This is a genomic window from Streptomyces sp. NPDC046821, from assembly GCF_040645335.1.
In the GTDB taxonomy this organism is placed as follows: Bacteria; Actinomycetota; Actinomycetes; order Streptomycetales; family Streptomycetaceae; genus Streptomyces.
The window spans coordinates 1-12,680 of the sequence record NZ_JBEYYB010000002.1 but is presented as its reverse complement, the minus strand read 5'-3'; the positions used below and the strand labels follow the sequence as shown (position 1 = coordinate 12,680).

Annotated in this window: 8 protein-coding genes, 1 tRNA gene and 1 pseudogene; 5 read left to right on the top strand and 5 right to left on the bottom strand. The window is 68.8% G+C overall.

Annotated features, from left to right (window positions below; all coding sequences use genetic code 11):
* Positions 1 to 13 precede the first annotated feature (13 nt).
* The 5 genes from ABZ893_RS03665 to ABZ893_RS03645 form a co-directional block, all read right to left on the bottom strand.
* On the bottom strand, positions 14 to 1,384 hold the full coding sequence (locus ABZ893_RS03665; RefSeq protein WP_361396177.1) for an OFA family MFS transporter: 1,371 nt from the start codon (positions 1,382 to 1,384) through the stop codon (positions 14 to 16).
* A gap of 1 nt (position 1,385) precedes the next feature.
* On the bottom strand, positions 1,386 to 2,777 hold the full coding sequence (locus ABZ893_RS03660; protein WP_361396174.1) for an OFA family MFS transporter: 1,392 nt from the start codon (positions 2,775 to 2,777) through the stop codon (positions 1,386 to 1,388).
* Positions 2,778 to 3,007: 230 nt separating this feature from the next.
* On the bottom strand, positions 3,008 to 5,149 hold the full coding sequence (locus ABZ893_RS03655; protein ID WP_361396172.1) for an acetate--CoA ligase family protein: 2,142 nt from the start codon (positions 5,147 to 5,149) through the stop codon (positions 3,008 to 3,010).
* A 3-nt stretch (positions 5,150 to 5,152) separates the two neighbouring features.
* Positions 5,153 to 6,382, bottom strand: coding sequence for a formyl-CoA transferase (gene frc, locus ABZ893_RS03650; protein ID WP_361396169.1), 1,230 nt, complete (start codon positions 6,380 to 6,382; stop codon positions 5,153 to 5,155).
* A gap of 11 nt (positions 6,383 to 6,393) precedes the next feature.
* Positions 6,394 to 8,076 carry a thiamine pyrophosphate-binding protein gene (locus tag ABZ893_RS03645; protein WP_361396165.1) on the bottom strand — a complete coding sequence of 561 codons (1,683 nt, stop codon included), beginning with the start codon at positions 8,074 to 8,076 and terminating at the stop codon, positions 6,394 to 6,396.
* Positions 8,077 to 8,220: 144 nt separating this feature from the next.
* On the opposite strand from ABZ893_RS03645, the gene sucC reads away from it, so the two are divergent.
* The 5 genes and pseudogenes from sucC to ABZ893_RS03620 all read left to right on the top strand — a co-directional run.
* Positions 8,221 to 9,351 (top strand): ADP-forming succinate--CoA ligase subunit beta, encoded by a 1,131-nt coding sequence (gene sucC / locus ABZ893_RS03640; RefSeq protein WP_361396160.1) that lies wholly within the window; start codon positions 8,221 to 8,223, stop codon positions 9,349 to 9,351.
* Between the two features lie 11 nt (positions 9,352 to 9,362).
* A complete protein-coding gene (gene sucD / locus ABZ893_RS03635) occupies positions 9,363 to 10,241 on the top strand; it encodes a succinate--CoA ligase subunit alpha (protein ID WP_361396158.1) in 879 nt (292 codons plus the stop codon).
* Positions 10,242 to 10,762: 521 nt separating this feature from the next.
* Positions 10,763 to 10,850 (top strand) — tRNA-Leu (locus ABZ893_RS03630).
* 646 nt (positions 10,851 to 11,496) lie between these two features.
* The gene (locus tag ABZ893_RS03625; protein WP_361396156.1) at positions 11,497 to 12,450 is read left to right on the top strand and encodes an ABC transporter substrate-binding protein; all 954 of its coding nucleotides are present in this window, start codon (positions 11,497 to 11,499) and stop codon (positions 12,448 to 12,450) included.
* An 81-nt stretch (positions 12,451 to 12,531) separates the two neighbouring features.
* A pseudogene (locus ABZ893_RS03620) lies at positions 12,532 to 12,680 on the top strand (amino acid ABC transporter permease); the annotation flags it as partial.

Below are 12,680 nucleotides of genomic sequence, written 5' to 3'. Positions count from 1 at the left end.
GCCGTGCAGATGTCTACGCCGTCACGGTGTCCCGCCCCGGCTGCCGCAGCAGCAGCGCGACCGCCGCCGCCACCATCGAGATGCCACCGGCCAGCGCGTACGCCCCGTTGTAGCCCCACGCGGAGACCACCAGCGAGCCGAGCCCGCCGCCGAACAGGCCGCTGATGAGCTTCCCGCTGTACACGAGCCCGTAGTTGGTGGCGTTGTAGTTCTCGCCGAAGTAGTCCGGGGTCAGCGCCGCGAACATCGGGTAGAACGCGCCGCCGCCGAAGCCCGACAGGAACGCGAAGACCAGGAACAGCCACTCGCTCTTGATGTCACCCGCCCAGATCACACCGAACTGCGCGAGCCCCAGCACGACGATCACGAGCACCAGACTGAACTTGCGGCCCCACACGTCCGACATCCAGCCGACGACGGCACGGCCGACGCCGTTGATGACGGCCATGACACCCATCGACGACGCCGCCACCAGAGGCCCGAAGCCGACCTGCTTCGCGAAGTCCACCTGGAACGAGATGCCGAAGATGGACACACCCGCCGTCAGCACCAGGCTGAACCACATGAGCGGCAGCATCCCGGTCCTGATGGCTTCCGTCGGGGTGAACTGGCGCACCGCCGGCGGGTTCTTCGCGAGGGACCGCGCGTGCTTCGCCGACCCGGACTTGGCGAGCGGGTCGACGTCGTGCGGCCACCAGTTCTTCGGCGGGTCCCGGAAGAAGAACGCGCAGACCAGGACCACGACCAGCACGTACGCGCCGATCAGGTCGAGCACGCGGTGGTAGTTCGACGTGTCGAAGGCGTAGTTGAAGATGAAGATGAACGGCAGCGAACCGTAGGCGAAGCCGCCGTTCACGAACCCGGTCCGCGCGCCCTTCCGCTCCGGGAACCACTTGCCGACCATGTTGATGCAGGTCGAGTAGACGAGCCCGGACCCGAGCCCGCCGATGACACCGAACCCGAGGATCGCCAGCCACACGTTGCTGAGGTGGGACAGGGCGATGAACCCGACCATGCACAGGAACGCGCCGGCCAACATGGCCTGACGGGCGGTCACGATGCCCTTCTCCCGCAGCCAGCCGGCGGGGAAGGCGATACCTGCCTGGAAGAACACCCAGACGCTCAGGATCCAGAAGGTGTTCGACTGCGTCCAGCCGTGGGCGTGGGACAACGTGTCCTCCGCCGAGCCGTACGCGTACTCGGAAACGCTGATGGCCATCATCGCGACCCATGGCAGATACACCATGAACTTACGGGAATGGCCGAGGATGTCGCGGTCCGTCTCGCCTACGCGGAAGACGCGGCCGTTCTCGTCGGTGATCTCCTGGTACTTCGTACCGGTGCCTGATGTGGTGCTGCCTGCGGCGATGGGCTCAGTCGCCATGTCAAGCCATCTCCTCACCGAGCGGTTGCGGGTTGGGAACGATGCGGCGCAGCGGTTTCGGCCTGCCCGGCGCCTTGAGGAACAGTGCGAGGAACGCGGAGGCGATCCCGATGGACCCCGCGATGACGAAGGCGCCCTCGTAGTCCCACGCACCGACCACGACGGCGCCGAGTCCGGACCCCACGAGGCCCGAGATCAGCTTCGAGCTGTAGACCATCCCGTAGTTGGAGGCGTTGTTGTTCTCGCCGAAGTAGTCCGCCGTCATGGCCGCGAACAGCGGGAAGATCGCGCCGCCGCCGAACCCGGAGACCATCGAGCAGATCAGGAAGAACGGCATACTGCCCATCGATCCGGAGGCCAGCACCCCGAACTGGGCGGAGCCGAGGACGAGACAGACGATGATGAGCGTGTTGCGGCGGCCGAAGCGGTCGGAGATCCAGCCGATGACGCCGCGGCCCGTGCCGTTCACGATCGCCTTCAGCGACATCGCCGTGGCGACGACCCCTCCGGCGAAGCCCATGTCCTTCCCGAACGGCACCTGGAAGGCGATGCCGAAGATGTTGATGCCCGCCGTGCACAGCAGACAGAACCACATCATCCACAGGACGGGCGTCCGGGCCGCCTCCCTGGGGGTGTACTGCTTCACGGCCGGCGGGTTCTTCGCCAGCGCGCGCCGCACCTTCGGGTCGTCCGAGAGCTTGAGCGGGTCCGCGTGGGCGGGCCACCAGCCCTTCGGCGGGTCCTTGAAGAACCAGCCCGCGAACGCGACGACGGCGCAGCAGATCACGCCGACGAGGACCAGGACGTTCTCGTAGTTGCTCAGGTCCATGTACGACGTGAACAGGAACACGAAGGGCACCGAGCCGTAGGCGAAACCGCCGTTGACCATGCCGGTCTTGCCGCCCTTGCGCTCCGGGTACCACTTGCCGACCATGTTCACGCAGGTTGCGTAGACGAGGCCGGCGCCGATGCCGCTGAACATGCCGAAGCCGATGTAGGCGACGATCACGTGCGGCGCGTACGCGAGCGACAGATAGCCGAGGAGCGTGCCGCAGGCGCCGAGGAACATGGCGTGGCGCGCGGGCAGCCGGCCGCTCTCCCGTAGCTGCCCGGCGGGGAAGGCGACGGCGGCCTGGAAGAACACCCAGACACCCATCAGCCAGAAGATGTGCCCGCTGTTCCACAGATGGGCCTCGTGCAGGGTCTCCTCGGCGGACGTGAAGGCGTACTCGGACGAGCTGATGCCGAGCATCCCCAGCCAGGGGAAGAGCACCATGGTCCAGCGTGGCCGCCCCATGATGTCCCGATCGGTCTCACCGATGCGGTACAGGCGTCCGTTGTGGTCCGTCACCTCTCTGTACGGGATCGAGCCCGGTAGGCCGGTGGATTTCATGACGGTCGCACCCCTTGCGTCGAAAGATCTGGCCAGCGCCCCCTGTCCGGTCTTTCAGCGGTGTTCCGTGTGCGCCCGGGTCCCGGGGCCGGCCGGCGCGCACCACCGGCCGGCCCCACGTCCCTCACCTCATGAACCGCCCCCCAACAGCCCCGCCGCACGGGCCCACCGGGCGGTGTGTCGCCCGGGGGCAACCCCCGGACCCCCGGCCGGTTCCTCGTAGGTCCGCGTCACAGGAGCTTCGCCGCCCGGGCCCACCGGTACTTCGCGCCGAGCACCGCGACCGGCTTCTCCGTCGTGTACGGGTACGCGACCACACCCCGCTCGTAGAGGTACTGGCACGCCTCCTCGACCTCGACGTCACCCGCGAGCGACGCCACCACGGGCTTCTCGATGCCACGTTCCCGGAACTCGGCGACGACCTTGGCCGTCAGCTCCGCGAACACCATGGGCGGGGTGACGATGGTGTGCCAGTACCCGAGGACGAGCGAATGGATCCGCGGGTCCTCCAGACCGAGCCTGATCGTCGCCTCGTACGTCGACGGGGGCTCGCCGCCCGTGATGTCGACCGGGTTGCCGGCCGCCCCGAACGGCGGGATGAACGCCCGGAACGCCGCGTCGAGGTCGTCCGGGATCTCCATCAGCTTCAGGCCGTTGTCGGTCACCGCGTCCGACAGCAGCACGCCCGAGCCGCCGGCGCCGGTGATGATGACGACGTTGTCGCCCTTCGGCGTGGGCAGGACCGGCAGGGCCCGCGCGTACTCCAGCATCTCGTTGAGACCCGGGGCCCTGATCACCCCCGCCTGCTTCAGGATGTCGTCGTACACGGCGTCGTCACCCGCGAGGGCGCCGGTGTGCGAGCCCGCGGCCTTCGCGCCGGCCGCCGTACGGCCCGCCTTGAGGACCACGACCGGCTTCTTCGGCACGGTCGCCCGCGCCGCCTCCACGAAGGCCCGCCCGTCCTTGAGGTCCTCCAGGTGCATCGCGATGCACTTGGTGTTGGGGTCCTCGCCGAACCAGGTCAGCAGGTCGTCCTCGTCCAGGTCCGACTTGTTGCCGAGCCCGACGATCGCGGACACACCCGTCTTCGTCGTGCGCGCGAAGCCGAGGATCGCCATGCCGATGCCCCCGGACTGCGAGGTCAGCGCCACCCCGCCCTTCACGTCGTACGGCGTGCAGAACGTGGCGCACAGGTCCTGCCACGTCGAGTAGTAGCCGTAGATGTTCGGGCCGAGCAGCCGCACGCCGTGCCGCTCGCCGATCGCCACGATCTCGTCCTGGAGCGCCTGTTCACCGGTTTCGGCGAAGCCGGACGGGATGAGGACCGCGTTCGGGATGCCCTTGCGGCCCACCTCTTCGAGGGCCGACGCCACGAACTTGGCGGGGATCGCGAAGACCGCGACGTCCACCTCGCCCGGGACGTCCGTGACGCTCTTGTACGCCTTGCGGCCCAGGATGTCGTCGGCCTTCGGGTTCACCGGGTGGATCTCCCCGGAGAAACCGCCGTCGATGAGGTTCCGCATCACCGAGTTGCCGATCTTGCCCTGCTCGTTGGACGCGCCGATCACCGCGACCGAGCGCGGCTCCATCAGCCGGCGCATCGACCGCAGGATTTCGTCCCGCGAGTACGTACGCCGCTGCTTCGGCGGTCCGTCGGCGAGGATCACGCGGATGTCCGCGGCGACGGCACCCTCCGGCGTGGCGATCACCGGGTTGAGGTCGACCTCCGCGATCTCCGGGAAATCGGTGACCAGTTGGGACACCCGGCGGATCTGCTCGGCGATCGCCCACCGGTCCACCGGCTGCGCGCCGCGCACCCCGCGCAGCACCTCGGCCGCCCGGATCGAGTCCAGCATGGACACGGCCTCGTCCGAGCCGACCGGCGCGAGCCGGAACGTCACGTCCTTGAGGACCTCCACGAGGACGCCGCCGAGCCCGAACGCGACGACCTTGCCGAACGTCGGGTCGGTGACCGCCCCGACGATGACCTCCTGCGAGTCGGGCCCCGTCGGCAGCAGCTCCTGGACCTGGATGCCCTCGATCCGGGCCTCGGCGTTGTACGCCCGCGCGTTGTTCACGATCTTGCAGAACGCGGCCCGGACGTCGGCCGCCCCCTCGACGCCGACGATCACGCCGCCCGCGTCGGTCTTGTGGAGGATGTCCGGCGAGACGATCTTCATCACGACGGGCCCGCCGAAGCGCGCGGCCGCCGAGACCGCCGCCTCCACGTCCGTCGCCAGCTCCTCGCCCGGCACGGAGATCCCGTACGCGTCGGCGATCACCTTGCCCTCGGGTGCGGTGAGCGAGCTGCGCCCCTCGGCGCGCACGGTGTCGAGCAGCGCCCGTACCGTGAGCTCACGGTCCTCGGCCATCAATCAGATCACCCCGTTCGACTTGAGCAGGCGCAGTTCCTCGTCGTCGAGTCCCAGTTCGCCGACGAACACCTCGGCGTTGTGCTCGCCGAGCAGCGGTGAACTGACCACTTCCACCGGGGAGTCGGAGAGCTTGAGCGGGGAGCCGACCGTGGTGAACGAGCCGCGCTGCGGGTGCGGGACCTCGACGACCATCTCGTTCGCGACGAGCGACTCGTCCTCGATGATCTCCTTGGTGGAGAGGATCGGACCGCACGGGATGTTGTGCGCGTTGAGCCGCTCAAGCACCTCCCACTTGGGCAGGGTCGAGGTCCACTCCTCGATGAGCTGGAACATCTTGTTGAGCTTGGGGAGCCGCACCTCGGGCGTGGCCCAGTCCGGGTCCTCCGCCAGCTCGGGCCGCCCGATCAGCTCGCTCAGCGGCGCCCAGCCGACGGGCTGCACGATGACGTACACGTAGTCGTTCGGGCCGCCGGGCGCGCACTTGACGGCCCAGCCGGGCTGGCCGCCGCCCGACGCGTTGCCGGAGCGCGGCACCTCGTCCCCGAAGTTCTCGTTCGGGTACTCGGCCAGCGGGCCGTGGGTCAGGCGCTGCTGGTCGCGCAGCTTGACGCGGCAGAGGTTCAGCACGGCGTGCTGCATCGCCACGTTCACACGCTGGCCGCGCCCGGTGGTCTCGCGCTGGAACAGCGCCGCGAGGATGCCGGCGACCGCGTGGATGCCCGTCCCGGAGTCACCGATCTGCGCGCCGGTGGCGAGCGGCGGACCGTCCTCGAAGCCGGTCGTGGCCATCGAGCCGCCCATGGCCTGCGCGACCACCTCGTACGCCTTGAAGTTGGTGTACGGGCCGTCGCCGAACCCCTTGATGGAGGCGTAGACGATGCGCGGGTTGATCTCCTGGATGCGCTCCCAGGTGAAGCCCATGCGGTCGACGGCGCCGGGGCCGAAGTTCTCCACCATGACGTCGGAGCGGCGGATCAGCTCGGTGAGGAGCTCCTTGCCGCGCTCGGTCTTGGTGTTGAGGGTGATGCTCCGCTTGTTGCAGTTGAGCATCGTGAAGTAGAGCGAGTCGACGTCCGGCAGGTCACGCAGCTGCTTGCGCGTGATGTCGCCGCTCGGCGCCTCCAGCTTGACCACGTCCGCGCCGAGCCAGGCGAGCAGCTGGGTGGCGGAGGGGCCGGACTGGACGTGCGTCATGTCGAGGACGCGAATGCCTTCAAGAGCCTTGGTCATGGCAGGGCCCCTCACTTGTACATGGTCTGGTTCATGGTGCCGGGGGCGTACGCGTCCGGGTCGACCCAGACGTTGATCAGCGAGGGCTTGCCCGACTCGCGGGCCCGCTGGAGCGCCGGCGCGATGTCCGCCGGGTCGCGGACCTCCTCGCCGTAACCGCCCAGCATCTGGGCGAACTTGTCGTAGTGGACGTCGCCGAGCGTGTTGCCGACGCGCTCGCGCTCGTCGCCGTACTTGGCCTTCTGGCCGTAACGGATCTGGTTCATCGACGAGTTGTTGCCGACGATCCCGACGAAGGGGAGGTTGTAGCGCACGAGGGTCTCGAAGTCCCAGCCCGTCAGCGAGAACGCGCCGTCACCGAAGAGCGCGACGACCTCCTTGTCCGGGCGCGCCTGCTTGGCCGCGAGGACGAAGGGGATGCCGACGCCGAGCGTGCCGAGCGGGCCCGGGTCCATCCAGTGACCCGGCGACTTGGGCTGCACGACCTGCCCGGAGAAGGTGACGATGTCGCCGCCGTCGCCGATGTAGATCGAGTCCTCGGTGAGGAAGTCGTTGATCTCGCTGACCAGCCGGTACGGGTGGATCGGCGAGGCGTCGGAGCGCAGGTTCGGCAGGCGCTTCTCGATCGCGGCCTGCTCGACGGCGCGCAGCTCGTCGAGCCACTCCTTGCGCCTGCCGGCCCCTCCGTTGATCCGCCCGGAGGCGGCCTCGGTGACCTGCTTGAGGACGAGTCCGGCGTCACCGACGATGCCGAGGTCGATGTCGCGGTTCTTGCCGACGGTGCGGTAGTCGAGGTCGATCTGGACGACCGTCGCGTCGGGGGAGAGACGCTTGCCGTAGCCCATGCGGAAGTCGAAGGGCGTGCCGACGATGATGATGAGGTCGGCGTTGGAGAAGGCGTAGCGCCGCGAGAGCTGGAAGTGGTGCGGGTCGCCGGGCGGCAGGGTGCCGCGGCCCGCGCCGTTCATGTACGCCGGGACGTTGAGCGTCCGGACGAGTTCGATGGCGTCCTCGGTGCCGCGGGTCGTCCACACCTGTCCGCCGAGCAGGATCGCCGGCTTCTCCGCGTGCACGAGGAGGTCGGCGAGCTTCTCGACGGACTCCGGGTCACCGGCCGAGCGGGTCGAGGCACGGTAGCGGCCCGCCTCGGGCACGCGGGCCTTCTCGACCGGCACCTTGGCGTCGAGGACGTCGCGCGGGATCTCCAGGAAGGACGGGCCGGGGGCGCCGTGGTAGCACTCGCGGAACGCCATCGACACCATGTCGGCGGCGCGCGCGGTGTCCGGCACCGTCGCGGCGAACTTCGTGATCGGCGTCATCATGTCGACGTGCGGGAGGTCCTGGAGCGAACCCATCTTGTGCTGGGTGTGCGCTCCCTGACCGCCGATCAGGAGCATCGGTGACTCCGCGCGGAAGGCGTTCGCGACACCGGTGACGGCGTCGGTGGTGCCGGGACCCGCGGTGACGACGGCGCAGCCGGGCTTGCCGGTGATGCGCGCGTACCCGTCGGCGGCGTGCGCGGCCACCTGCTCGTGGCGGACGTCGACGACTTCAATGCCTTCGTCCACGCAGCCGTCGTAGATGTCGATGATGTGACCGCCGCAGAGGGTGTAGATGACCTCCACACCCTCTGCCTTGAGCGCCTTGGCGACCAGATGACCACCGGAGATGAGTTCCTGGCTGTCGTCGGGCATGGCGAAGTCCTGTCCCTTCGTAGGGGAGTGGTGCGCTGTCGAGTACATTGCATACAGTCGACGAATACTGTATGAACTTGTTATCCCGCATCGGGTGGGTCGGTGTCCAGGGGGCGTGCGGCACTTTTACGACAGGAGCCGAAGATGGACCTGTACGAGTACCAGGCAAGGGAACTGTTCGAAGAACACGGCATCTTGGTGCCGAGGGCGGAAGTCACCGGCACACCCAGGGAGGCCCGTGAGCTCGCCCGCAGGCTCGGCGGCCGCGTCGTCGTCAAGGCGCAGGTGAAGACCGGCGGGCGCGGCAAGGCGGGCGGCGTCAAACTCGCCGCCGACCCGGCGGCGGCCGAACTGACCGCGCGCCAGATCCTCGGCATGGACATCAAGGGCCACACCGTCGGCAAGGTGATGCTGGCCCAACCGGTGGAGATAGAGAGCGAGTTCTACGTCTCCTACGTGCTCGACCGCGCGGCCGGCCGCTTCCTCGCCATCGCCTCCGCCGAGGGCGGCATGGAGATCGAGGAGGTCGCGGCCACCCGGCCCGAGGCCGTCGCCCGCGTCATCGTCGACCCGGCGGAGGGCGTCACCACGGCGAAGGCCGCGCAGATCGCCGAGGAGGCCGGGCTGCCGGCCCAGACCGTCGACGTCCTCGTCCGCCTCTGGGACGTCCTGGTCCGCGAGGACGCCGTACTCGTCGAGGTGAATCCCCTCGTGAAGACGACCGGCGGCCAGATCCTCGCCCTCGACGGCAAGGTCACCCTCGACGACAACGCCCGCTTCCGCCAGGCGCGTTGGGGCGACCAGGAGGCCGCCCACGACGACGCCCTCGAAGCGGCCGCCGCCGCCAAGGGCCTCAACTACGTCAAGCTCGACGGCGAGGTCGGCATCATCGGCAACGGCGCCGGACTCGTCATGTCGACCCTCGACGTCGTCGCCGGCTGCGGCGCCCGCCCCGCCAACTTCCTCGACATCGGCGGCGGCGCCTCCGCCCAGATCATGGCCGACGGCCTCTCCGTCATCCTCTCCGACCCGGCCGTCAAGTCCGTCTTCGTGAACGTCTTCGGCGGCATCACCGCCTGCGACGCCGTCGCCGACGGAATCGTCCAGGCCCTGGAGACCGTCCGGCTCACCAAACCGCTCGTCGTCCGCCTCGACGGGAACAACGCCGCGGCCGGCCGGTCCATCCTCGACGGCCGCGCCCACCCCCTCGTCGAACAGGCCACCACCATGGACGGCGCCGCGCGCCGGGCCGCCGACCTCGCCAACGCGCAGTAAGGAGCCGGGACATGGCGATCTACCTCACCAAGGAGAGCAAGGTCCTCGTCCAGGGCATGACCGGCGCCGAGGGCATGAAGCACACCCGCCGGATGCTCGCCGCCGGAACGAACGTCGTCGGCGGCGTCAACCCGCGCAAGGCCGGCCGGAGCGTCGATTTCGACGACCGCGCTGTGCCCGTCTTCGGCTCGGTCGCCGAGGGAATGGAGGCCACCGGCGCCGACGTCACCATCGTCTTCGTGCCGCCCGCCTTCGCCAAGGCCGCCGTCACCGAGGCCGCCGACGCCCGCATCCCCCTCGCCGTCGTCATCACCGAGGGCATCCCCGTCCACGACGCCGTCGCCTTCCAGGCCCACGCCCGCGCCCAGGGCACCCGCGTCATCGGCCCCAACTGCCCCGGCCTGATCACCCCAGGACAGTCCAACGCCGGCATCATCCCCTCCGACATCACCAAGCCCGGCCGCGTCGGCCTCGTCTCCAAGTCGGGCACCCTCACCTACCAGCTCATGTACGAGCTGCGCGACATCGGCTTCTCGACCTGCGTCGGCATCGGCGGCGACCCCGTCATCGGCACGACACACATCGACTGCCTCGAAGCGTTCCAGGACGACCCGGACACCGAACTCATCGTCCTCATCGGCGAGATCGGCGGCGACGCGGAGGAGCGCGCGGCGGCCTATGTACGCGACCACGTCACCAAGCCCGTCGTCGGCTACATCGCCGGATTCACCGCCCCCGAGGGCAAGACCATGGGCCACGCCGGCGCGATCGTCTCCGGCTCCTCCGGCACGGCACAGGCCAAGAAGGAAGCCCTGGAAGCGGCCGGAGTAGCGGTCGGCTCAACCCCGACGGAAACCGCCCGCCTGGTGCTCGACCGACTGGCGCGCTAGCGGGGACGCGGAAACGCGCCACCGGCGCCGGCGCTAGCGCGGACGCCGAAAGCGTGCCACCGGCACAGGTACGGGGAGGGCGCCCAACCGGGCACCTCCCCGTCACCCGTTTCATCCGCGCCCCAGCCACGCACTTCCCCCGCCCCGACCGCCCACCGTCAGCGGAGAACCCCCGATGGCAACCACCCTCAAAGCAGGCACCTCCTGGAACGACGCCTGGCAGCGCTGCCTCGCCGTGGCCCCCGAAGCCTTTCACCGGAACGAACCGCTGCCGCCCCACGTCGACCGTGATCGCCCCGAACACCTCCGCGTACCCGACCGCCCGCGAGGTGAGCACGCTTCGGTTCGCTGACGATCCGCGTGACCGGATCGCTACGCACAGCGAGACCCCGGGCGGCCCGGATCCCGCCCTCCGGAGGTGCCGCCGGGCGGACGGATACGCAGGTGAAAGGCACTCCGAAACCTTGGTATTGTTGTCCATGTCGCCGCGGGGAACACCCCGGCCGGGCGACAGACACCTTGTCCGGGTGGCGGAATGGCAGACGCGCTAGCTTGAGGTGCTAGTGCCCTTTATCGGGCGTGGGGGTTCAAGTCCCCCCTCGGACACCATCAGAAAAGGATCTCGGCCTTACGGCCGGGGTCCTTTTTGCGTTACGCCTCATAACTCCTTGTAACCCCTTGCGACCCCTTGAGCTTCACTCCTCGAGGCCCTGGGCTTCACTCCTTGTGGCCAGCGAGTCGGCCCGTGAGCTTCGGAAACAGGCCCTCCTATTCAGTGCCTATTACATGAATGCGGGGCGCGAAGTCCCTGGTCCGCGTGGGGTTCCGGGTCCCGGGCCAGGTCAGGACCAGTGCCGCCCCAGGTGAATTCCTGCTGACGATACGTATTCACAAGATGGGTCTATGCATGAATCCATTCCGAGGCTAGCCTGATGTCGCTCTCGTCACCCTCAGAGAGCGCCTCACTGGCTCATGCCGTGTGCTGACGAGCGCGCCGGCATGAATCGTCCGTAGGGGTCGCGGCATCCGTCCGAGCCCGTACGGACGCCTCCGTCCGTCAGGCCAGTTTTCCCCCCATGCACCACCGCCACCGCCGGGTCAGCCCTGTGATGGCTCCGCGGTGACCCCGAACGCCGGTCCCCACCGTCGTCCGGGCAAGGGCGCCTCGCGAACACCTCTCGTAGCGCCGCTCGCGAAGCACCGGTTCATTCAAGGCGTGCACCGTCGCCGCCTCACCTTGCAGGAGGAATCTGAAATGTCCGCACACACCACTCGTCGCACGTCCGCCGTCCGCTCACGGCTGGCCGTCACCGGTGCGATCGCGGTAGCGGGCGCCCTGCTGCTGTCCGGCTGCGGTGACCAGACCAAGGGTGGGAACGCCGGCGGCGCCGACACCAAGAGCGCTCCGCTCGCGGACAAGCTCCCCAAGGAGCTGCGGGACAAGGGCGTCATCACGGTGGGTTCGGACATCGCGTACGCGCCGGTGGAGTTCAAGGACAAGAACGGGAACACGGTCGGTATCGACCCGGACCTGGCGGACGCCATGGGCAAGCAGCTGGGCGTGAAGTTCGAGTTCCAGAACGGCACCTTCGACACGCTGGTCACGGGTCTGCGGTCGAAGCGGTACGACATCGCGATGTCGGCGATGACGGACACGAAGGACCGTGAGAACGGCGTGGACCCGGACACGGGCAAGAAGGTCGGCGAGGGCGTCGACTTCGTCGACTACTTCGACGCGGGTGTCTCGGTCTACACGCCGAAGGGGAAGACCCAGGGCATCAAGACCTGGGCCGACCTGTGCGGCAAGACGGTGTCCGTGCAGCGCGGCACGACCTCGCACGACCTGGCGAAGGCCCAGGCGACGAAGTGCCCCGCGGGCAAGAAGCTCTCCATCGAGTCGTTCGACGACGACCAGCAGGCCCAGACCCGCGTGCGCGCGGGTGGTGCGAACGCCGGCTCCTCCGACTTCCCGGTGGCCGCGTACGCGGTGAAGACGTCGGGCGGCGGCAAGGACTTCGAGATCGTGGGTGACCAGGTCCTGGCCGCGCCGTACGGCATCGCGGTGGCCAAGGGGAACACCCAGCTGCGGGACGCGCTGCAGGCGGCGCTGAACGCGATCATCAAGAGCGGCGAGTACGACAAGATCGTCGCGAAGTGGGGTGTCCAGGCGGGCGCCGTCAAGACGGCTGGCCTCAACGGCGGCAAGTGACCGCGGACCAGAACGTTCGTCAACAGCCCCTGAAAGGGAACCCCCGTGTCCGTTGACACCAAGAAGACAGGCGGCGACACCATGAACGCGCCACCGTCCCCCGAGACCCCCGAGAGCGCGGGGGCCGCCAAGGCTCCCGAGGCCATCAAGGCGATTCCGGTCCGTCACTTCGGCCGTTATGTGGCCGCGGTGGTGGCGATCGGTGTGCTGGTCGCGATCGTGTACGCGTT